The sequence below is a fragment of the Deinococcus gobiensis I-0 genome (assembly GCF_000252445.1).
GTDB lineage: Bacteria > Deinococcota > Deinococci > Deinococcales > Deinococcaceae > Deinococcus > Deinococcus gobiensis.
Genome location: NC_017790.1, coordinates 416,316 through 437,407, shown reverse-complemented (window position 1 = coordinate 437,407; position 21,092 = coordinate 416,316). Strand labels below are relative to the sequence as shown.

Sequence of the window (21,092 nt, the reverse complement as noted above, 5' to 3'; positions counted from 1 at the left end):
TCCAGACCCCCGGTCCGGACCCCGTAGCCGGATTCCGACTGTGTCGTGGGCAGACCGCCAGAGCGCCGGTTTGCCCGCTTCACGTCCGGAACCCGGTTCGCTCCTGCGCGCGCCACCAGCCGGGAGGGCGGGCGACCCTGTGCGCCGAAACCGGTATTGGCCCAGCCTTCACCCTGAGCGGTGCCCCACCGTCTGGGCGCGGCGGCTCCGTTAGGCTGGGCGGCATGACGACTTCCCTCTCTCCCACCGCCGCGTCGGAGGCCCTGTTCGCGCGCGCGCGCGCGGTGACGCCCGGCGGCGTGAACAGTCCGGTGCGGGCCTTTCGCAGCGTGGGCGGCACGCCCCGGTTCATCGCCTCGGCGCGCGGCGCGTACCTCACCGACGCCGACGGCCAGACGTACATCGACTACATCGGCTCGTGGGGGCCGATGATCCTGGGTCACGACCACCCGGCGGTACGGGAGGCCATCGCGGGGGCGCTGGGCAGCGGCACGAGCTTCGGCGCGCCGAACGCGCGCGAGGTCGAGCTGGCCGAACTCGTCACCCGCCTGACCGGGGCCGAGCGCGTGCGCTTCGTGAGCAGCGGCACCGAGGCCACCATGAGCGCCCTGCGGCTGGCGCGCGGCTTTACCGGGCGCAAGTACATCCTCAAATTCCGGGGCAACTACCACGGCCACGCCGACGGCCTGCTCGTCGAGGCGGGCAGCGGCCTGATGACGAACGCGGGCGAACTCGGCGCGGCGGCCCCCAGCAGCGCGGGCGTGCCCGAGGAGTACGCGGCCCTGACACTGGTGAGCGAGTACAACGACCCCGCCGCCCTGGACGCCCTGATGGCCGAGCGCGGTCACGAGATCGCCGCCGTGATCTTCGAGCCGGTGGTCGGCAACGCCGGGGTCCTGATCCCCACACCTGAATTCCTGACCGCCCTGCACCGCGTCAAGGCGGCGGGGGCTGTCCTCATCGCCGACGAGGTCATGACGGGCTTTCGCCTGAGCCTGAACGGCGCGACCGGGCTGCTGGGCCTCTCGCCCGACCTGACCTGCTGGGGCAAGATCATCGGCGGGGGCCTGCCGGTGGGGGCCTACGGGGGCCGCGCCGAGATCATGGATTACGTCTCGCCGCAGGGGCCGGTGTACCAGGCGGGCACGCTGAGTGGAAACCCGCTGGCGATGGCCGCCGGACTGGCGACCCTGGGCGCACTGGAAGCCGACCCGGACCTGTACCTTCGTCTCGACGCCTACACGGCGGCGCTGGGTGAGGGGCTGGTCAACGAGGCGCAGGCGGCCGGCGTGCCCCTGAGCGTGAACCGGGTCGGCTCGATGCTCACGGCCTTCTTCCAGGACGCGCCCCACGGTTCGGTGTGCAACTATGCCGACGCGGCGCGCAGCGACACGCGGGCCTTCGCGGCGTGGTTCCAGACCATGCTCGCGCGCGGCGTGTACTGGGCGCCCTCGCAGTTCGAGAGCATCTTCACCGGCGCGGCCCATACCGACACCGAACTGAACGCCACCCTCGACGCCGCCCGCGCGGCCTTCGGGGCCCTGCCGGGAGGAACGCTGTGACGCACCTGGACACCTTGCAGGACGTGGGCCGCATCCTGCGCGACCACAAGGTCATCGCGGTGGTGGGCTTCCATCCCGACCCCATGAAACCGGCGCACTACGTCCCCGAGTACATGTACCGCCAGGGCTACACCATCATTCCGGTCAACCCGGCGCTCGCGGCGCGCGGCGAGAGCTTTTTCGGCAACCGGGCCGTCTCGACCCTGGCCGAGATCGCGGTGCCGGTAGACGTGGTCGAGGTGTTCCGGCGCAGCGACAAGGTGGGCGTGCACCTCGCGGACATGCTCGCCATGAAACCGCTGCCCAGGGCCGTGTGGATGCAGCAGGGCATCCGCAACGAGGAGGTCGCCGCCGAGCTGCTCGCGCATGGGGTGGACGTCGTGCAGGACCGCTGCATGCTCGCCGACCACCGCGCCCTGCTGTGAGGCCCGTTCCCCATCTGGACCGCGACACCCGGCTGTGCATGAGCCTCGCCGGGCGGCCGGGCAACTTCGGCACCCGCTTTCACAACTGGCTGTACGCCGCGCTCGACCTGAATTACGTCTACAAGGCCTTCACAACCACCGACCTGCCGGGCGCGGTCGCGGGTATCCGGGCGCTGGGGGTGCGGGGCTGCGCGGTCTCGATGCCCTACAAGGAAGACGTGATCGCGCTGCTCGACGAGCTGGACCCCTCGGCCGCCGCCATCGGGTCGGTGAACACCATCGTGAACGGCGGCGGGTTCCTGCGCGCCTACAACACCGACTACACGGCCATCCGGCTGCTGGTGGAGGAACATGCCCTGGACCCCGCCCAGACGGTCGCCGTGCGCGGCAGCGGCGGCATGGGCAAGGCGGTGGCCTGCGCGCTGCGCGACGCGGGCTTCACGCGCGGCACGCTGGTCGCGCGCAACGGGGCGGCGGGCCGCGCCCTGGCCGAACGCTGCGGCTGGGCCTGGCAGCCCGAACCCGTGGCGGCCGACCTGCTCGTCAATGTGACGCCCATCGGCATGGCGGGCGGCCCGGAGGCGGGCGAGCTGGCCTTCGCGCCCGAGCTGATCGCCCAGGCCCGCACGGTCTTCGACGTGGTGGCCCTGCCCGCCGAGACCCCACTGATCGTGGAGGCCCGCGCACAGGGCCGCCCGGTGGTCACCGGGCTGGAGGTCGTGGCCCTGCAGGCACTCGAACAGTTCGTGCTGTATACCGGCGTGCGTCCCAGCCCGGAGCAGGTGCAGGCCGCCGTGGCCTACGCCCGGAGCTGAGCGGCCCCGGGGACCTCGTCCCCTGCCTCCGGGCGGGTCGCCACGATCCGGATCTCGCCGTAGCTGCCCTCCTGCTCGGCCTGGAAGTGGCCTTCCTTGACCCCTTCCAGCAGCGCCGAGAAGTAGGTCGTGCGCTCGCCCCAGCCCTGGGCCGGAATGCCCCGGAAGGTGAAGTGCCGCAGCCGCTCGCCGAAAGCCACGAGCGAGCGCAGAGCGTCGGCCAGGGTCAGGCGCTCGCGCGACAGCAGCGGCACCTCGACCTGCCGCACCGCGTTCTGGGCGGCCTGGACCAGCCGCGCCAGGCTGCGCCCCGGCGTGCGCCGCGCCTCGCGGCGGGGCAGCTCGACTGGCGCGGCACGCCCCGGAATCAGGCCCTCGCGCTCGCGGCGCCGCGCCGCCAGAAAGCCCACCAGGCGGTCGAGTTCGGCCAGCGCCTCGACCCCGCCCGCCAGGTCGTGTGCGGCGTCCTCGTCCCAGACATCCTCACCGGCCAGCATGGGCTCGGCCTCGGGAGGGGGCAGCAGCAGCCGGGCCTTCAGGGCGATCACGCCCGCCAGGGTGGGCAGCAGTTCGGGCCAGCGGCGGGCCAGGGCCGACACGTCCTCGCCGCCCACCTCCGCCACCCAGGCCAGCACCTCGCGCGTCAGGCGCAGCAGCGGCACCTCGGCCGGCTCCAGGCGGCCCGTGCGCAGCGCCGACGCCAGTTCGGCCAGCGTGCCCCGGAAGGCCGGGAGGTCGGCCACGAAGCCTTCCGGGCCGGAGGTTCCGGCGCCGCCCTCCCGGAGTTCAGGCGGGGACAGGCGCGGCGTCACCGGCCGATTGTAGGGTAAACGGAGCGGCGGCCTCGCCGACAAGGCAGGGCCACCGCTCGGAACTTCAGGTCAGGCTCAGGGAGTGCTGGTGGCCGGGGCCGTCTCGGTGGACGTGCCGGTGGCCGGGGTGCCCGTCGCGGGAGTACCGGTCGCCGGGGTGGTCGTACCGTTCTCGGCCGCGCCCGTCGCCGGGGTGCTGGCGCCGCTGCCCGAGGCACTGCCGCTCCCCGAAGTGCTGCCGCTGCCGGCCGGGGTCTCCGTAGCGGGCGTCCCGGTCGCCGGGGTGCCGGTCGCGGGCGTCTCGGTCTTGGGCGTCGCCGCCGCCACGCGCTTGGCCTGGGCCGCGAGCACGGTCTGGAGACGGTCGGTGGGCTTGAGGGTCGCCACCTGCGCTTCCAGGAACTTCTGGCCCGCTTCGTTCTTCTTGCTCGCCAGGACCTGCTCCTCGATCTGGGCGCGCACGGCGCTCAGCGGCTGGGTGGTGGCGCGCTTGAGATCGGTGACGTAGGCCACCGAGAAGCGCTGGCCGTTCTGCACGACCGGCGAGAGGCTGCCCTCGCCCACGCTGCGCAGGTTGGGGCCGAAGACGGCCGTTTCCAGCTCGCTGCCGAGCTTCTGGTCGCCCGAGGTCACCGCGCCGCGCTCGCTCACGGTGCCGCCTGCACGGGTCGCCGCCGCCACGAACTCGCCCTGCCCGTTCCAGTCGGTGCGGAAGGCCTCGGCCTGAGTGCGGGTGGCGAAGCTGGCCTCGTCCACGCTCGCGCTGCCGGGGGTCTCGAACTGCGCGACGTTCTGGCGGTAGAAGGCCTGCACGTCGCTGTCGGAGACCTTCACGTCACGCGCGCCGTAGGCACTCAGGGCGGTGGCGATCTCCTGACGGGTGCCGACGAGGTTCAGCTTGAGCTTCTCGGCGATGGTGGGGGCCGCGTAGCCGCTGATGAGCTGCTTGACGATCTGGGGCTTGAGGCCGGTGTTGACCAGCCCGGCAACCTGCTCGGCGGGCAGCTGCTGGAAGATCTGCGCGAGCTGCTGGTTGTTCACGACCTGCTCGACGACGTCGGCGTAGGGAATGTTCTGGCCCGACACGGTCGCCACGGTGGGGTTCTCGACCTTCCAGGCCGGGTCCACGTACTCGATCTTGGCGTCCTTCTGGAGGCCGTCGAGCCATTTCTCGACCACGGCGTCCTTCTTCTGCTGGGTGACGGTGGCCTGCACCTGGCTCTTGACTTCCGAGAAGGGCCGGGTGGCGGGCGCGAGGTAGCGCTCGACCTTGACGATGTAGAACTTGCCGCCGCTGGCGACCACGTCGGTCACGCCGCCGTCCTTCAGGGCGAAGGCCGCCGCGGCGACCTCGGTGGGCAGGGCCACCTGGGCGACCGGACGCGGGCTGCCGTTCTCGATGGGACCCAGCGCGCCGCCCCGGTCCTTGAACTCGGTGCTGTTGGCGCTCGCCAGGGCCGCGAAGTCGGCCCCGGACGCGCGCGCCTGGGTCAGCAGGGCGTCGGCCTTGGCGCGGTCGGCGACCACGATCTCACGGCCCACGATACGGGCGTCGCTCTGGTACTGGTTCTGGTTCAGGTCGTAGTAGGCCTGCGCCTCGGCGTCGGTGGCGGCCGGCACGTCCTTTTGCAGCGACTCGACCTTGCGCTGCACGGCCAGCTGGTCACGCACCTGGGTACGGTAGGCCGCGTCGGTCAGGCCTGCCCCCTGGAGGGCATCGGTCCAGGCCTTGTTGTCGGTCAGGTTGCGCGCCTCACGGAACTTCTTGACCTCGGCGTCCACGTCCTGACGGCTCACGTTGATGTCGCTGGCGGCCTGGGTGTACAACGCCCGGCGAACGCTCTGCGCCACCACGTAGGTCTTGAAGTCGTCGCCCAGCAGGCCGGTGTCGGTGCCGGCGATCACGGGGTTGCTGCGGCGCGCCGCTTCGAGTTCCTCGACCGTGACGGTCGCGCCGTCCACGCGGAGGGCCGGCGTGCCGGTCTGACGGCCGAACAGGCCGCCCGCGCCGCCGCCGCGCAGCGAGGGCACGAACTGGTAGGCCATCCCCACCACGAGAAGCAGGGCCAGAACGATCAACAGACCGTTCACGAGTGGTTTTCGTTTCACTTGATCTCCTTGGGGCAAAATGCTAGGGTACCTGAGCTTTCGCGCTCGTAGCTCAGCTGGATAGAGCGTTGGCCTCCGAAGCCAAAGGCCGCTGGTTCAAGTCCAGTCGAGCGCACCACCCCAATCCCGAAAGCTGTTCGCGCCGCCCCTGTGGGCGGCGTTCGGGTTGTTGGGGTACCGAACCCCTGGTCGCAGGCACACGCCGCCAAGTCTAGCACGCGTTCTGAAGGGGATATGAAGCGGACTTAAGCCGTGTGGCACGGCACTTTACCCTCGTCTCACCTCGGGCCGGCGGCGCGGGCGTTCGTCCCGGCGGCGCGGGCGTATGGTGGCGGGGTGAAACCCTCCTTCCCGCCCCCCAGGGGCGCGGCCCTGGCGGCCCTGACGCTCTGCGCGCTGCTGGCCGCCTGTCAGAAACAGCCTGCGGCCGAGGACCTCGCGGCGCGGGTCCTGTTCACCGCCAACGGGTCCTACGACGCCAGCGCCGACGCGCGTACCCGCGAAGGCCACGGCGTGCGCCGGGTGCGCTGGGACAAGCGGCCGCCGCTGCCCGCCCGTAGCGTGCAGGTGGACTACGACAGCGACCTGCGGCCCCTGGCCTGGGTCATGACCGTAAGCGGCGCGCAGTTTTCGGCCGCCGACCTCGCTGCCGGTCAGGGCCGCGCCGTCCAGACCGCCCAGGGACCGGGCACCGTCATCCGGGGAGGCCGCCTGAAGGACGTGCTGGTGCTGCCGGACGGGAAAGGCCTGCGGCTGCTCACCCGGGGCTATGTCACGCAGCTCCAGCCGGCACTGCTGCCCGCCTTCGCGCCCTGAGGGAAAGCGGGGGCGCGCCTCAGCGCACCGTATTGCGGCCCGCCGCCTTGGCCTCGTACAGCCGCGCGTCGGCGCGGGCGAACAGCGAGGCGGGCGAGTCGGTGGCGTCGCGCAGGGCCGCCACCCCGAAGCTGGCCGTCACGTTCAGTCCGGCCAGCGGGCCACGCTCCACCTCGCGGCACAGCGTCTCGGCCAGCACCAGGGCGTCGGTGCGCGACAGTCCCGGCAGGACGATCAGGAACTCCTCGCCCCCCCAGCGGCCCACCGTGCCGCCCAGCCCCCCCACGCTGCGCCGCAGCCGCTTGGCGAAGGCCCGCAGCACGTCGTCGCCCGCACCGTGGCCGTGCTGGTCGTTCACCTGCTTGAACCGGTCGATGTCGGTCACGATGATGCTCAGCGGCGTACTGCTGCGCCGGGCATACACGGCCGCCTTGCCTAGATGTTCTTCAAGCGCCGCGCGCCCCAGGCTTCCGGTCAGGGCGTCGAGCCGCGCCGCGCGCAACTGGTCGGTGGTTTCGGCATAGACCGTGAGATGGACCTCGGTAAAGCGCATCAGGCTGAAACTCAGGACCGCCATGGCGGGCAGGGCCAGGGCGGCCGAGTGCCACAGCGTCGCCGCCTCGCCGGTGGGGGGCCACATCATCAGCACCAGTCCCAGCAGCAGGGCCAGCACCGCCGAGAAGGCCGCGCCCAGCACCGACCCTAGAAAGACGAACAGCGCCACGACGATGACCCCGAGCCACAGCAGCATTTCGGCCGGGCTGCCGCCCATCCGGCTCAGGTGGGCCGCCCACAGCGGCGCGATCAGCAGGGTGGGCAGCGCCCAGACCACCTCAGCCAGCAGTCGGCTGGGTTTTCGGCGCGACAGCCCCAGCAGGCTCATCACCACCCCCAGCAGGGCCAGCAGGGCGACGTAGGCCCGGACCTGCACCGCGCTGTCCCCGGACATGCCCGGCAGCAGCAAAAAGCGCAGCAGCACGGCGGCGCACAGCCCCAGACGGAGGCGTTCGCGCAGTTGCCACAGCAGATTCTGCTCTCCGTCCAAAGCCGTACCTCCACCCTGGGCCGTCCGGGCCGCGCGGCGTCGCCCGGCCCTCCCCCGCTCCTGTCCTGCTCCGCTCAGCTGTTCCCGGAAGGCCGCTGGCCCCCTTCGCAGGCGCGGGGCCACCACCGCGCCGCGCCAGTCACCAGATGCCCCGTTCAGGGAGCGGACACCGGCAGACAAGGGGCAGACTAACAGCTCGGTCCACACGCCTCACTCTTTTTCCCGGTCGCCCCCGATGGGGGCCAATGGAAGACCCCGGTCCCGACCCGTCGAGGTCGTGGCCGGGGCCTGCGGGGCGGGGCTTAGAGCAGCTCTTCGGGGCGGAAGAACAGGCCCAGCTCGCGCTCGGCGCTTTCGCTGCTGTCGCTGCCGTGGGTGACGTTCTCGCCCGTGGTGGTGGCGAAGTCGGCGCGGATGGTGCCGGGGGCGGCGTTGGCGGGGTTGGTCGCGCCCATCATGCCGCGCCAGCCGGCGATGGCGTTCTCGCCTTCCAGGGCGATGGCGACGACCGGCCCGCCGGTGATGAAGCTCACCAGCTCACCGAAGAAGGGACGCTCGCGGTGCTCGCCGTAGTGGCTCTCGGCGGTCTCGCGCGAGATCACCATCTGCTTGAGGCCCACCACGCGGTAGCCCTTGCGGGCGATGCGCGCGAGAATTTCGGGGGTCAGGCCACGGCGGACGCCGTCGGGCTTGATCATGGCAAAAGTGCGTTCCATAGCGTTCCGGAGCATAGCAGACGCCGGGCTAGACGTCTCCGGCCCCGCCGGGGGCCAGCTCGCGCCGCAGCCGCAGCCGCAGCTCACCCAGGCGGCCCGGCCCGAACACGCCGCGCAGCAGCACCCGGCCCGCACGGTCGGTCAGCACCGGCACGTCGTGGCCGTACAGCCGCTCGCGCTCGGGGTCGCCGCTCACCTCCAGCCGCTCGTACTCGAACCCGTAGCGGTCCAGCCTCTCCTCGGCCTGTTCGCACAGGTGGCAGCCCACACGGCTGTAGAGCCGCAGCCCCGGCTCAGGCATGACTGCCGACCCGGGGACGCTCGAGCAGGGCCATCGCCATCACGGGGGCGTACATGTCGCGCGAGGTGAGCAGGTCGCCCGCCGGCGAATAGGTCCGCAGGACCTGTCCGCCCTGACGCACGGCGTAGATCTGGCCCTGCTCGCTGACCTGGAGCAGCCAGGTGGCGTCGGCCGGTTCGCCGACCAGCGTCTCCAGGGCGAAGGCCGTGCCGGAGCTGCCGTCGGCACCCACCCGGCGCAGCTTGCGCGCCACGCTGTCCACGATGTACACGTTGCCGGCGGCGTCCACGCTCAGGCCTTCCAGGGGGCGCAGGCCCTCGCTGCCCCGGTCGAGGCGGAAGGCGTAGCGGCTGAGATACTCGCCCTGGGCGCTGAAGCGCTGCACCTCGCAGCTGCCGTGGTCGAGCACGTAGATTTCGCCCGCCGGCGACGCGGCGATGGCGGCGGGCTGGGCGAAGCGCCCCATGCCGCTGCCGCGCCCGCCGAAGCGCCGCACGAACTTGCCCTGGGCGGTGAACACGCTCACGGCGCAGGACTCGGCATCGAGAACGTACAGTTCCGGGCCGATCATGGCGAGGCCCACCGGGCGCAGCAGTTCGCCCTCGGCCAGGCCGTAGCTGCCGAAGGCGAGCACCTCGCGGCCCTGGGCGTCGAGCTTGCGGATCAGCGGCCCGCCCTTGCCCTGGCGCAGGTCCACGAGGGCGATGTACAGGTGGCCCTGACGGTCGCCCACAATCGCCCCGGGCGCGCCCGGCAGCCCGGCCTCGCCGCTCGACTGGTCACGCAGGCTCAGGCGCAGCTTGCCGTGCAGGTCAAGCAGCCGCAGCGTGCCGTGCCGCTCCTGAATGCTGATCGCCAGGGCCACCGGATCGTCGAAGGTCTCGTCGCTCAGCACGCCCGCGTCGATGCGCGCGATCACCTCGTCGAGGGTGGGGCGGCCCGCCGGGTCCTTCTCGATCATGTCCAGCACGAGGTCGCTGAATTTGCCCGGGACGTCCAGCCGCACCTGCTTGGGCGGCTTGGGCGACTCGAAGACCTGCTGGTGCACGACCGCCTCGTAACTGCCCCGGAAGGCGGTCTGACCGGTGACCATCTCGTAGGCCAGCAGCCCCAGCGAATACACGTCGCTGCGGGCATCCACGCGGTTGCCCTTGGCCTGCTCGGGCGCCATGTAGATGGGCGTGCCCACCCGCGCGCCGGTCATGGTCAGGCGGGTCAGGACCTTGCCCACCGCGATGCCGAAGTCCATGAGCTTGACCCCGCCGTCGCGCAGCTGCCCGCCGCTCAGGGCCCCCTGCGTGACCATCACGTTGGCGGGCTTGATGTCACGGTGGACCACGTTCTGCATGTGAATGTGCCGCAGGGCGTCGGCCAGCGCCCGCAGGATCTGCACGCTCTCCCCGAAGCCCAGTTCACGTTCCTCCAGCAGGGCTTCGAGGCTCTGCCCGTCGAGAAACTCCATGGCGATGTAGTGCTCGGGGTCCTGCATGCGGTAGTCGTAGACCCGCACGATGTTGGGGTGGCTGAAGCGCTTGAGCACCTCCGCCTCGCGGTAGAAGCGCTTGACGAATTTGGCGTCGGCGAGGTACTTCTCCTGCGGCACCTTGAGGGCCACGACTTTGCCGTCGTTCTTGCGCCGGGCGCGGTACACGCTGCCCATGCCGCCGACCCCCACGCGGTCGAGCACCTCGTACTCCTGAAAATGCAGGTCGCTGACGGTCAGGTGGGTCGGGGCGCGCGGGGTGGCTGCCACAGGCTTGGCGGTGCGCTGGACCCGCACCGGCCGCGCCCGCTCGAGCAGCCGCAGCCCACCCGTGCGCAGCCGGGGCAGCTGCGGCGCGCCGAGCGTGAAGGCCGCGCCCCCCAGCAGCGTGACCACCACGACCAGAAGGCCCTGGGTGCGCGCCAGGCGGGCCAGCAGGTCCCCCTGGGTCGCGCCCAGGTTCACGGCGGCCAGGAACAGCACCAGAACCGCGCCTGTCACGGCCAGCACGGCGCTCAGGGCACGCTCGGACATACGGACGAGCAGCAGCAGCGTGACCACGAACAGGGCCACCAGCAGGGCGGTATTCACGCGTGGTCCGGTCGGCCCGGCGGGCAGGAGGAGGCAGGAGACACCATCTCCTCTGTTATAACCGCCCCCGCTTGCAGCGTGCTTACAAGCGGGGGCGGCCGGGGGCAGCGGGAAGTCTTCAGCCCTGGCGGGGTTCGGCGGTCGGCGTGGCCTGGGGCTGGGGAGCGGCGGCCTGGGGGGTGACGGCCTGCGCCGTGACCACCTGGGGCTGGGCGGCGATGACCTGGGTGACCGGCTGGGCCGTCTGGGCCTGGGCCGGGGCGGGCGACTCGCGCATCGCGCCGTCGAAGTCTTCCTTGAGGCCCTGGGTGCTGCGGCGGAACTCGCGCAGCGCGCCGCCCAGGCTCTTGCCCAGGTCCGGCAGTTTGCGCGGCCCGAACACCAGCAGCGCGACTATCAGAATGACGAGAATTTCTCCGGGACCGAGATTGGGCATGGGTGGACCTCCAGGGGGACGGGCGCGGGCGCCACTTTGCCCCCGAGTCTAGCCCCGGCGCGCGCCGGGATGGATGCGCCGCAGGTGAGAATCCGCGCGGCCCCTTGCCCGGACCCTCAGTCCTCGCGCGCGCCGCCAGGGGTCCAGGCCGGGGTGGCGTCGCGGTAGGCGCGCAGGGTCCCGTCCATGAAGGCGACATACAGCGCGCCGCCGGCAGCGAGTGGGGTGGCCTGCACGCCGGTGCGCTCGCGCCGGGTCCAGCGCACCGCGCCCGTGGCGAGGTCGAGCGCCGTCAGTTCACCCAGTTCGGAGGCCAGGTAGACCATCCCCCCACTGATGACCGGGCTGGCCGTGACCCGGCCTTCGAGCGCGTGTGCCCAGAGGTCTTCGCCGTCCGAGAGCCGCAGCGCCCGCACCACGCCGCCCCATCCGGCCACCACGACCACCCCGTGCCCCCCGGCCGGGCCCCGCGCCGCCTGAGCGCCCTGCGCCGGGGCGTCGGGCAGCGCGGCCTCGTCGGACGCCGCCGGGACCGGCGCGGCCAGGGCCGAGCGGGCGATGGCGGGCGAGGCCCAGACCTCGTCCTCCAGGTCGTAGGTCCACAGGATCGGTTCCTCGGTGTTCAGGGCGGCGCGCCCCGACGCCGCGCTCAGCCGCAGGGCATGGACCTCGCCGGGCCAGGTGGCGACGACCAGTGTGGCCTCGGCCGGGCCGGTGGGCAGCAGGGCCGGGGTCGCGTGGACCGTGCCCACCTCGACCTTCCACAGCGGCCCCCCGCTGCGGGCGTCGATGGCGTGCAGCCAGCCGTCCTCGTCGCACAGCAGCGCCGCCCCCGCCCAGATGACCCGGACTGGCCGCCAGTGGCCCCCCGGTGCGGTAGGCCCAGGCCAGCTCGCCGGTGCGCAGGTTCAGGGCGTGGAGGTGCCCGTCGCGGCTGGCGGCCAGCACCCGGTCGGCCCAGACGGTGGGGGCCCCGGTGAATTCGGCGCGGGCCTGGTGCCGCCAGACCTCCTGCCCGCTCTGCAACTCGGCGCGGCGCAGGGTGCCGTCCCAGGCCCCGTACAGCACGTGCCCGCCCAAGAAGGTCGCCGGGGCGGTCACCTCGTCACGCGCCGCGAGGGTCGCGTAGGGCCGCCCCGACGTGTGGGTCAGGATCAGCTGCCCGCCGCGCGTGCCCACGGCCACGAGGTCGCCCTCGCCCACCACCGCCGCCGGCCACGTCACCTCGCCGGGCAGGGCCACGCTCCAGGCCTCCTGAAGCCGCGCCACGCGGGCCGGGCCGTCGGGATGCTCGCCGCTGCGCACGCGCCCGCCCCGGTACTGCCCGCGCGCGTGGGCCGTCCACACGTCCCGCCGCGCCAGCGCCCACAGGTGCGCGAGCACCTCGCCGCTCTCGGGCCGGCGCTCGGGCCGCTTGGCGAGCAGGGCCAGCAGCACCTGCGCCACCGCGTCGGGAATGGCCGGGTTCAGCTCACGCGGATCGGGGGCGGCCTCGTAGACATGCTGGTACAGCACGCTCTGGTCACTGTCGCCGACGAAGGGCGGGCTGCCGCAGGCCACGCGGTACAGCACCGCGCCCAGCGCGTACAGGTCGCTGCGGGCGTCCACCCCCGTGCCCTTGGCCTGCTCGGGGGCCATGTAGGCGGGCGTACCCAGCGTGACCCCGCTGCGGGTGAGGTGCCGGGTCTGCTCGGACAGGGCCACCAGCCCGAAGTCCATGATGCGCGGCAACCCCGCACCGTCGAGCAGCACGTTGCCCGGCGTGAGGTCACGGTGCACGATGCCCTGGGCATGCACGAAATGCAGCGCCCGCGACGCGAAGGCCGCCGCCGTCAGGAACTGCGCCAGCGGCCCGGGCGCGTCTTCCAGCGGCCCCAGCGCCGTGATCGGGCCGCCGGTCAGCAGCGGCATGGTGAAAAAGGGCCGTCCCCCCTCCTGCTCCTCGCCCAGGTCCAGAACCGGGACCACGCCGGGATGGGTCAGGCGCGCCAGGGTCCGGACCTCGCGCAGAAAGCGCCGGCGGTCGGACTCGGGCACATGCGCGTGCATGACCTTGACCGCCACCTCGCGCCCCAGCAGCGCGTCTGCGGCGCGGAACACCTGCGCGCTGCCTCCTTCTCCCAGCAAGGCGCGCAGCTCATAGCGGCCGGCCAGCAGCACCCCGGATTCCAGCGGCATCTCGCTCCCCAGTGTAGTACGGCGCGGCCGGCTTCCTGCGCTGCCCCGGTCTTTCCGCGCCCGCCCTTCAAGGAAAGGCGGGAAGCGGCGGGCCAGCCGGCCCACGCTTCCCGCGTCCTGCTCCGGAATGTTTAGTGGTCGTGCATCCCTTCGGTGTGGGCGTGGCCGTGCTCCAGCTCCTCGGCGGTCGCGTCGCGCACGTTCAGGACCTTCACGTCGAAGTTCAGGACCTCGCCCGCCAGCGGGGGGTTGAAGTCCACCTGCACGGTGTCGCCGTCGATGGCCAGCACCGTGAAGGGCAGTACGCTGCCGTCCTCGGCCTGCGCGTAGTAGGTCGCGCCGACTTCGATATCGTCCTCGAAGTCCGAGCGCTCCAGGTCCTCGATGGCGTCCTCGTCGCGCACGCCGTAGCCGTCTTCGGGCTGCACGGTGACCTGGAGGCTGTCGCCGGTCTGCTTGCCTTCCAGCGCCCGCTCCAGCCCCGGAATGATGTTGTTGTGGCCCTGGAGGTACACCAACGGCTCACCCGGTTCGCTCTGGTCGATGACCTCGCCGTCTACCGTGAGCTTGTATTCGAGTTCGACGACTTTGTTCTGGGCGATGTTCATAGGTGGTCCTCCCTGCTCCGGGCCTCCCTCGGCCCGGGGCTCTGCGCTCCCCAGTCTAGCAAGCGCCTTCCCTGGGGCAGGGACCGTGGCCTTTATGCTGGCCCTCATGCCCCTGCCCACCTCCTCTACCCCACCGGCTTTTCCCATGCATGTCAGTGTCGAGGAGGCGCGCGCCATGCTCGCGGCGCTGCTGCCCGACCCCGGCACCGAGACGGTCGCGGTCGCCCAGGCCCTGGGCCGGGTGCTGGCCGGGGACCTCGCCGCCCTGGTCAGCCACCCCTCGGCCACCGAGAGCGCGCTGGACGGCATCGCCTGCCGCGAGGCCGACACGCGGGGGGCCGGCCCCGACACGCCCGTGCTCCTGAAGGTCGTGGGCGAGAGCCGGGCAGGCGAGCCGTTCACGGGCGAGGTCGGTCCGGGCGAGTGCGTGCGGATCTACACCGGCGCCCCGATGGCGCGCGGCACCGACGCCATCTGCCCGGTCGAGCAGTTGCGTGACCAGGGGCTGGACGCCGTGGAGCTGCTGCGCGCCGCCAGCCCCGGCGACGTGCGCGCCGAGGGCGGCGACTTCCGCGCGGGCGAGGTGGTCATGCGCGCCGGGCTGCCGCTGACCTCGCCCCGGCTGGCGCTGGCGACCGCGCTGGGCCACGCCGAGGTGCGGGTCAGGCGGCGGCTGCGCGTGGCCCTGCTCTCGACCGGCGACGAGGTGGTCGCCCCCGGCACCCCGCTGCGCGCCGGGCAGGTGTACGACTCCAACAGCGTGGGCCTGGGCGCCATGTTGCGCGAGGCCGGCTGCGAGGTCGTGCCGCTGGGCCACGCCCCCGACCGCCCCGAGGCCCTGGAGGACGCCATCGCGCGCGCGGGCGGCGCCGACGTGCTCCTCACCAGTGGCGGCGTCAGCATGGGCAAGTACGACTTCATGCGCGACCTGCTCATCGACCAGGGCCGGGTGTCCTTCTGGAAGGTGCGGATGCGCCCCGGCGGCCCCGCCCTGCTCGGCGGCTGGAAGGGCCTGCCGGTCTTCGGCCTGCCGGGCAACCCGGTGAGCAGCCTCGTGGTCTTTCACGTCATCGTGCGCCCGGCGCTGACCGGCCAGCCGGTGCAGACCCTGCACCTGCGCGCCGCGACGCCCTTCCGGACCCTGAGCGACAAGACCGCCTTCTGGCGCGCGACCATCACCGGGGGGCAGGTCAGCGACTACGGCCAGCAGGGCAGCGGCGTGCTGCGGTCCCTGAGCGACGCCGACGCCCTGGTCATCGTGCCCGAGGGCCAGAAGGTGGAGGCCGGGGACGAGGTGGACGTGATCCTGCTGTAGACCCGGCACGGAAAACCCCGCCACCGGGGATGCGGTCGGTGGCGGGGCAACGTGGAGGTTCTGGTGTCGCAGGTGGAGCTTGGTCCTCAGTCGCCGCCGAGGAAGACGGGGGCGCCCAGGCCGGTTTCGTTCTCGCTGTAGCCCTGTTCGCTGTGGGCGCTCTGGTCGATGCCCGCGACTTCCTGACTGGCCGGAACGCGCAGCGGCATGACCAGGCCCACCAGCTTGAGCAGGACGAAGGAGCCGACGCCCGCCCAGACCACGCTGGCGACCACGCTGACGATCTGCGTGAGCATCTGCTCGCCCCAGGGCTTGCCGCTGCCGGTCGTGAAGGCCAGCGCGCCGGTCAGCAGGGCGCCCACGATGCCGGCGACGCCGTGGCAGGCGAACACGTCGAGGCTGTCGTCGGCGCGCAGGCGGTGCTTGAGCTGCACGGCCCAGTAGCTCGCGGTGGCGCCCACGGCCCCGACGATCACGGCGGCCCAGGGGCTCACGAAGGCGCAGGCGGGGGTGATGGCGACCAGGCCCACGACCAGGCCGGTGGCGGCGCCCACGGCGGTCGGCTTGCCGGCGCGCGAGGACTCCCAGACCAGCCAGGTGAGCATCGCGGCGGCGGGGGCGATCAGGGTGGTGATGAAGGCGAGGCCGGCGGTCTGGTTGGCGGCGGCGGCCGACCCGGCGTTGAAGCCCATCCAGCCGAACCACAGCAGGCCCGCGCCCAGCAGCACCAGCGGCACGTTGTGGGGGATGTGGGCGTTGCGCGGGAAGCCGATGCGCGGCCCGAGCACGAAGGCGGCGACGAGCGCCGAGACCCCGGCCGAGATGTGGATGACGGTGCCGCCCGCGAAGTCCAGCGCGCCGTCCTTGAATAGCCAGCCGTCGCTGCTCCAGACCCAGTGGGCCAGGGGCGAGTAGATCAGCAGGCTCCAGAGGCCGCCGAACAGCACGAAGGCCCCGAAGCGCATGCGCTCGATGACCGCTCCCGAGATGAGCGCCAGCGCGATGATGGCGAACATCGCCTGGAAGGCCGCGAAGACGTAGCTGGGGATGGTGCCGGTGAGCTGGCCCTGCAGGCCTTCCAGGCCCAGGTTCGAGAAGCCGCCGACCAGGGCGTTGCCGTTCGGCCCGAAGGCGATGGTGTAGCCCGCGAGCATCCACAGCACGCCGACGAGGCCGATGGACACGACGCTCATCATCATGGTGTTCAGGACGCTCTGGGCGCGGGTCAGGCCGCCGTAGAAGAAGGCCAGGCCCGGCGTCATCAGCAGCACCAGGGCGGCCGAGACGAGCATCCAGGCGGTGTCGCCGCTGTTCAGGGTGGGGGGCGGGGTCGCCGCGCCCTGGGCTAGGGCGGCGCTGCCGAGCGCCAGGGCCAGCAGGGGCGCGGCCGCGAGGGCGGTGGTGCGGTCGGGTGTGCGCATGGTCACTTCCTCCTGTCGGAAACCGCCCTCAGGCGGGGGTCAGCCGGGTCTCGTTGACGGGGGTCAGGGCCGAGTTGTCTTCCTCGCCGGTGCGGATACGCACGACGCGCTCGAGGGGCTGCACGAAGATCTTGCCGTCGCCCACCTCGCCGGTCCGCGCGCCCTTGCAGATCGCCTTGATGGCGATGTCCACGAAGGGCTCGCTGACGGCCATGCGGAATTCCACCTTGTCGTGGAACTCGACCATCACGCGCGTGCCCCGGTAGTGCTCCACGATTTCCTGCTCGCCGCCGTGCCCGCTCACCCGCGAGAGGGTCAGGCCGCTGATGCCGGCCTGAAACAGCGCCTCTTTAACCTGCTGGACCCGGTCGGGCCTGACGATCGCCGTGATCAGTTTCATGGCGTCTCCTTTTTACCGTCCAATTTGCAGAAGTCGCATCCCTGCATAGCATCAGCATAGGGTTTCCCGGACGCAATGTCTAAAAAAACCTAGTCAAATGCTCATTTTGCCGTATACAACCCGCAGTCCGGGCACCACGGGAGACCGGACCGGGGCCGGGCGGGCGACAACGCGCGGCCCCCTCCATTCCTGGAGAGGGCCTGGGCCGGGGTGCCGGACCGGGTCAGGCGCCGGTGGCCCGGCGCTCCCGACTGCGGCCCCGCAGGGTCTTCTCGCTGGCGAGCAGGCGGCTCAGGGCGGCCTCGCTGCGGGTCAGGCCCTCCAGTTCGGCCTCCTGCCGGGCGGTGCGCGGCTCGTAATCGTCGAGCACCTTGCCCTCCAGGTAGCGGTCGAAGATGACCGGGCAGACATAGCTGCCGCGCGTGACGGCGGGCGTGTTGCCCAGGTCGGCGGCCACGACCTTCACGCATTCCACGAGCACCTTGCGCGCGGCGCGCTCGGTTTCCTGCACGCCCGCCTCGGCCAGATACTCGGCGGCGAGCAGCGTGCCGCCCCAGGTCCGGAAGTCCTTGGCCGTGAACGGCCCGATCACCTCGCGCAGGTACGCGTTGAGCTCGGGCGCATGGATGCGGCGGCGCTCGCCCTCCGCGTCCACCGTCTGGAACAGCCAGGGGCCGGGCAGGTCGAGCAGGCGCGCGATGTTGCCGCTCAGGGTGCGGTCGGTGGCCGCCTTGTGCTGCGAGACGCCGTGCTTGCCCTTGAAGTCGAAGACGACCGTGTTCCCCTCGACCTTCACGTGCCGCTGGCGCAGGGTGCTCAGGCCGTAGGTCTGGTGCTGGCGGGCGTAGGTGTCGCTGCCCACCCGGAACCGGGCCACGTGCAGCAGCCGGGTCATGAGGGCCAGCACCTTGCGGGGGGGCAGGCCGCCCGCGCGCAGGTCGCTGCCGGTCACGGCCTTGAGGGTGGGCAGCGCCCCGGCGAAGCGGCTCAGGCGCTGCCACTTCTTGAGGGCGCCCGCCTGCACGAAGTCGGGGTGGTAACGGTATTGCAGCCGCCCGGCGGCGTCGCGCCCGAAGGCCTGCACCTCGGCGTCGGCGTCGGGGGCCACGTACACGTCCTCGTAGGCGGGCGGCACCGCCAGCGACGCGATGCGCGCGATCCCGGCCTTGTCGCGGTACGGCCGGCCGTCGGGGTAGAAATACCTGAACTTTTTGGGGTCATGGCCCTCGCGGCGCAGGTAGTCCTCGGCCAGCAGGTCGGTGCGGCTGGGCATTACTCGGCCTCGACCTTGAGGGGAAGCTGCCAGTCGATGGGCGCCTCGCCCGCCTCCTCCAGCGCCGCATTCACCTTCGAGAACGGCCGGCTCCCCATGAACCGCGCCATGCTCAGCGGCGACGGGTGCGCCGACTCGATGATCACGTGCTGCCGGCCCGTAATCAGCTTGGCCTTCTTGCGCGCGTACGCCCCCCACAGCACGAACACCACCCGCCCCGGCTTGGCATTCACCGCCCGGATCACCGCGTCGGTGAACCCCTCCCAGCCCTTGCCCGCATGGCTGTTCGCCTCGCCCGCGCGCACCGTCAGCACCGCGTTGAGCAGCAGGACGCCCTGCTCGGCCCAGGCCCGCAGGTCGCCGTGCCGGGGCGGGGTAAAGCCGGGCAGGTCGGTCTGCAACTCCTTGTAGATGTTCTGGAGGCTGGGGGGCACGCGCACGCCGGGCCGCACGCTGAAGGACAGGCCGTGCGCCTGTCCCGCACCGTGGTAGGGGTCCTGACCGAGGATGAGGACCCGGACGTTCTCCAGCGGGGTGAGGCGCAGGGCATTGAAGACGTCGGGGGCCGGGGGATAGACGGTATGGGTGCGGCGTTCCTCGACCAGGAAATCCTTGAGGGCGTGGAAGGAGGGCGCGGCGAACTCGTCGGCCAGGGCGGCGCGCCACGACTCGGGGAGCCCGGCGGGCATCACGGGTCTGGGCGCGGCGTCCTTCTGGCCGAACAGGTCGGGCTGGTCACTCATGGGGGCCTCCGGTGGGCTGGGTCCTGAAGTGCGGGCCGGGGAGAGCGCCGCACCGGGCACCCGGCCCCGGCGGGGGATGAGGGCGAATCTTTCCCGCGCAGGATAGATTCTGCCCGCCCGCAGCGGCTCCGGGTTTTTCTTCATCCAGGCCGGGAGCGGCGGGTGGGGGTCAGTTCCCGTCCTGCGCCCCGGCGGCCCGGACACTCACCCGGAAACTGAATTTGAGGGTCTCGCCGGGCCGCAGGGTCGCCACCGTCCAGCGCACATGGGTGTAGGTTTCGGGCGGGGCAGCGACCTGACGGCTCACCGCCCTGCCGTTTTCGGTGCGGCTCACGGTGCGGGCCGGCTGCGCGGCGTAGGTGCGTCCCCGGTCGTCCGAGAACTGGAGGGTCCAGCCGGCGGTGGCCGGGGTCGCGCGGCCCGCGTAGGCCGTGCCGCCCGGCACCGGCAAGGCGACCAGCACGTTCCGCAGCGCTGCGCGGCCCACATTGGTCACGGCGACTTCCTCGCGCAGCAGGTCGCCGGGCACCACCGAGGCGGGCGAGGGCTCGTAGCGGTCGGCCCCGCCCCCTGTCGCCGGGCGCACCAGCGTCTGGGTCAGTACGAAGCGGACGGTCGGCGGCGAGGCGGTCTGGGCTGGGGCCGTCGCCGCGCGGCCCGGCAGCCCCGGCGCCAGCAGCGCGAGCGCCGCCCCGAGGGCGACCCGGCGCACCGGCCGCCGCACGGTCAGAAAACGGAAGAGGTTCGGTGCGCCTTCAGGAGCCACACCGAACACTCTAGAAAAACTTCGTGAGGAGCCGGAGGCTCAGACGCCCAGTCGCCCCGCGCTCGCCTTGACGATGGGCGAGCCGTCGCCGCCGTCAAAGGCGTCGATCTCCTCGATGAAGCGGTCGAAGAGGTAGCGGCTGTCGTGCGGACCGGGGCTGGCTTCGGGGTGGTACTGCACGCTGAACACCGGGTAGCGGCTGTGGGCCATGCCCTCCAGCGTGCCGTCGTTGAGGTTGACGTGCGTGGCGACGAAAGCCCCGTTGGGAATCGAGTCGATGTCCACCGCGTAGCCGTGGTTCTGCGACGTGATCTCGACGTTGCCGGTGAGCAGGTTCTTGACCGGCTGGTTGCCGCCCCGGTGCCCGAACTTCATCTTGAAGGTCTTGCCGCCTGCCGCGAGCCCCAGGATCTGGTGGCCCAGGCAGATGCCGAAGGTCGGCAGCAGGCCCATCATCTCCCAGGCGGTCTTGTGGGCGTACTCCAGCGGGGCGGGATCGCCGGGGCCGTTCGAGAGGAACAGGCCGTGCGGTTGCAGCGCCATGATCTGCGCCGGGGTGGTGTGCGCGGGCACCACGATGGGCTCGATACCCACCTCGGCCAGCCGCTCGATGATGGTGTGCTTGATCCCGAAGTCCATCAGCACGACGCGCTTGCCCTGCCGCAGCGTGGGGAAGGCGTAGGGCAGCGGCGTGGTGACTTCCTTGGTCATGTCGTGCCCGTCGATGTCCTGGTGGTCGCGGGCGCGCTGCACGTAGACCTGCTCCTCGGCGGGCGTGAACTCGCCGTAGGCGTCTTCCGGGTGGGTGTACGAGCGGTGGGCGATGACGCCCTTGACCACGCCGCCCTCGCGCAGCCGGCGCACCAGGGCGCGGGTGTCGATGCCCTGGATGGACACGACGCCGTACTGCTGCATGAAGGCCTCGAGCGACTGCTGCGCGCGGTGGTTGCTGTACTCACCCGAGAACTCGCGCGAGATGAAGCCGCGCACGTAGGGCTTGTTGCTCTCCATGTCGTAGATCGCCACGCCGTAGTTGCCCACGTGCGGGTAGGTGATGGTCACGATCTGCCCGTTGTACGAGGGATCGGTCATGATCTCCTGATACCCGGTCATGGAGGTGTTGAACACCACCTCGCCCACCGTCTCGCCGCGGTACCCGAAAGCGTAGCCGCGGTACACCGTGCCGTCTTCCAGAGCCAGGATGGCCCGTTCTTTTCTGATCATGTCTGCTTCCCTCCCCATTCGCGCCTCTCCGGACGCGTTTCATGGCTCGGCCC

19 protein-coding genes, 1 tRNA gene and 1 pseudogene are annotated in these 21,092 nt (G+C 71.8%); 6 read left to right on the top strand and 15 right to left on the bottom strand.

Annotation, left to right across the window (positions count from 1 at the left end; all coding sequences use genetic code 11):
• Positions 1 to 224 precede the first annotated feature (224 nt).
• The 3 genes from hemL to DGO_RS02095 are packed head-to-tail and all read left to right on the top strand — an operon-like array spanning position 225 to position 2,802.
• The gene (hemL, locus tag DGO_RS02105; RefSeq protein ID WP_043800653.1) at positions 225 to 1,562 is read left to right on the top strand and encodes a glutamate-1-semialdehyde 2,1-aminomutase; all 1,338 of its coding nucleotides are present in this window, start codon (positions 225 to 227) and stop codon (positions 1,560 to 1,562) included.
• The gene (locus DGO_RS02100) at positions 1,559 to 1,987 is read left to right on the top strand and encodes a CoA-binding protein (protein ID WP_014683824.1); all 429 of its coding nucleotides are present in this window, start codon (positions 1,559 to 1,561) and stop codon (positions 1,985 to 1,987) included. Before hemL ends, DGO_RS02100 begins: the two co-directional genes overlap by 4 nt.
• Entirely contained in the window at positions 1,984 to 2,802 is an 819-nt protein-coding gene (locus tag DGO_RS02095; RefSeq protein WP_043800651.1) for a shikimate 5-dehydrogenase, read from the top strand. Before DGO_RS02100 ends, DGO_RS02095 begins: the two co-directional genes overlap by 4 nt.
• Here the strand turns inward: DGO_RS02095 and DGO_RS02090 are convergent.
• A complete protein-coding gene (locus DGO_RS02090; protein WP_014683822.1) occupies positions 2,787 to 3,545 on the bottom strand; it encodes a segregation and condensation protein A in 759 nt (252 codons plus the stop codon). The genes DGO_RS02095 and DGO_RS02090 overlap by 16 nt on opposite strands.
• Before the next feature lie 144 nt (positions 3,546 to 3,689).
• Positions 3,690 to 5,723, bottom strand: a complete 2,034-nt coding sequence (locus DGO_RS02085; protein ID WP_014683821.1) for a peptidylprolyl isomerase — start codon at positions 5,721 to 5,723, stop codon at positions 3,690 to 3,692.
• Positions 5,724 to 5,764: 41 nt separating this feature from the next.
• Between DGO_RS02085 and DGO_RS02080 the strand changes: the two genes are divergently transcribed.
• A tRNA-Arg gene (locus DGO_RS02080) sits at positions 5,765 to 5,841 on the top strand.
• A gap of 218 nt (positions 5,842 to 6,059) precedes the next feature.
• Positions 6,060 to 6,539, top strand: coding sequence for a hypothetical protein (locus DGO_RS02075; RefSeq protein WP_226991416.1), 480 nt, complete (start codon positions 6,060 to 6,062; stop codon positions 6,537 to 6,539).
• Positions 6,540 to 6,558: 19 nt separating this feature from the next.
• Here the strand turns inward: DGO_RS02075 and DGO_RS02070 are convergent, their stop codons facing one another.
• From DGO_RS02070 to DGO_RS02040, 7 genes and pseudogenes are all read right to left on the bottom strand, one after another.
• Complete coding sequence (locus DGO_RS02070) at positions 6,559 to 7,584, bottom strand: GGDEF domain-containing protein (RefSeq protein WP_226991415.1); 1,026 nt, start codon at positions 7,582 to 7,584, stop codon at positions 6,559 to 6,561.
• Positions 7,585 to 7,886: 302 nt separating this feature from the next.
• Positions 7,887 to 8,300, bottom strand: a complete 414-nt coding sequence (gene ndk / locus DGO_RS02065; protein WP_014683818.1) for a nucleoside-diphosphate kinase — start codon at positions 8,298 to 8,300, stop codon at positions 7,887 to 7,889.
• A 28-nt stretch (positions 8,301 to 8,328) separates the two neighbouring features.
• Positions 8,329 to 8,601 carry a glutaredoxin family protein gene (locus tag DGO_RS02060; RefSeq protein WP_014683817.1) on the bottom strand — a complete coding sequence of 91 codons (273 nt, stop codon included), beginning with the start codon at positions 8,599 to 8,601 and terminating at the stop codon, positions 8,329 to 8,331.
• Positions 8,594 to 10,618, bottom strand: a complete 2,025-nt coding sequence (locus tag DGO_RS02055; RefSeq protein WP_014683816.1) for a protein kinase domain-containing protein — start codon at positions 10,616 to 10,618, stop codon at positions 8,594 to 8,596. The genes DGO_RS02060 and DGO_RS02055 overlap by 8 nt, the downstream gene beginning before the upstream one ends.
• Before the next feature lie 175 nt (positions 10,619 to 10,793).
• Complete coding sequence (locus tag DGO_RS02050) at positions 10,794 to 11,111, bottom strand: Sec-independent protein translocase subunit TatA/TatB (RefSeq protein ID WP_043800642.1); 318 nt, start codon at positions 11,109 to 11,111, stop codon at positions 10,794 to 10,796.
• A gap of 116 nt (positions 11,112 to 11,227) precedes the next feature.
• A pseudogene (locus DGO_RS02045) lies at positions 11,228 to 13,289 on the bottom strand (protein kinase domain-containing protein).
• 131 nt (positions 13,290 to 13,420) lie between these two features.
• Positions 13,421 to 13,897, bottom strand: coding sequence for an FKBP-type peptidyl-prolyl cis-trans isomerase (locus tag DGO_RS02040; protein ID WP_014683814.1), 477 nt, complete (start codon positions 13,895 to 13,897; stop codon positions 13,421 to 13,423).
• A gap of 106 nt (positions 13,898 to 14,003) precedes the next feature.
• Between DGO_RS02040 and DGO_RS02035 the strand changes: the two genes are divergently transcribed.
• Complete coding sequence (locus tag DGO_RS02035) at positions 14,004 to 15,212, top strand: molybdopterin molybdotransferase MoeA (RefSeq protein WP_050920854.1); 1,209 nt, start codon at positions 14,004 to 14,006, stop codon at positions 15,210 to 15,212.
• Between the two features lie 86 nt (positions 15,213 to 15,298).
• On the opposite strand, the gene DGO_RS02030 is transcribed toward DGO_RS02035, so the two are convergent.
• From DGO_RS02030 to carA, 6 genes are all read right to left on the bottom strand, one after another.
• Positions 15,299 to 16,633 carry an ammonium transporter gene (locus DGO_RS02030; protein ID WP_050920853.1) on the bottom strand — a complete coding sequence of 445 codons (1,335 nt, stop codon included), beginning with the start codon at positions 16,631 to 16,633 and terminating at the stop codon, positions 15,299 to 15,301.
• A 28-nt stretch (positions 16,634 to 16,661) separates the two neighbouring features.
• A complete protein-coding gene (locus DGO_RS02025; RefSeq protein WP_014683811.1) occupies positions 16,662 to 17,033 on the bottom strand; it encodes a P-II family nitrogen regulator in 372 nt (123 codons plus the stop codon).
• A gap of 223 nt (positions 17,034 to 17,256) precedes the next feature.
• Positions 17,257 to 18,306 (bottom strand): DNA topoisomerase IB, encoded by a 1,050-nt coding sequence (locus tag DGO_RS02020; protein WP_014683810.1) that lies wholly within the window; start codon positions 18,304 to 18,306, stop codon positions 17,257 to 17,259.
• Positions 18,306 to 19,049 carry a uracil-DNA glycosylase gene (gene ung / locus DGO_RS02015; RefSeq protein ID WP_014683809.1) on the bottom strand — a complete coding sequence of 248 codons (744 nt, stop codon included), beginning with the start codon at positions 19,047 to 19,049 and terminating at the stop codon, positions 18,306 to 18,308. Before ung ends, DGO_RS02020 begins: the two co-directional genes overlap by 1 nt.
• A gap of 169 nt (positions 19,050 to 19,218) precedes the next feature.
• A complete protein-coding gene (locus DGO_RS02010; protein WP_050920646.1) occupies positions 19,219 to 19,815 on the bottom strand; it encodes a hypothetical protein in 597 nt (198 codons plus the stop codon).
• A gap of 39 nt (positions 19,816 to 19,854) precedes the next feature.
• Positions 19,855 to 21,039 (bottom strand): glutamine-hydrolyzing carbamoyl-phosphate synthase small subunit, encoded by a 1,185-nt coding sequence (gene carA / locus DGO_RS02005; RefSeq protein ID WP_014683808.1) that lies wholly within the window; start codon positions 21,037 to 21,039, stop codon positions 19,855 to 19,857.
• Between the last annotated feature and the right edge of the window lie 53 nt (positions 21,040 to 21,092).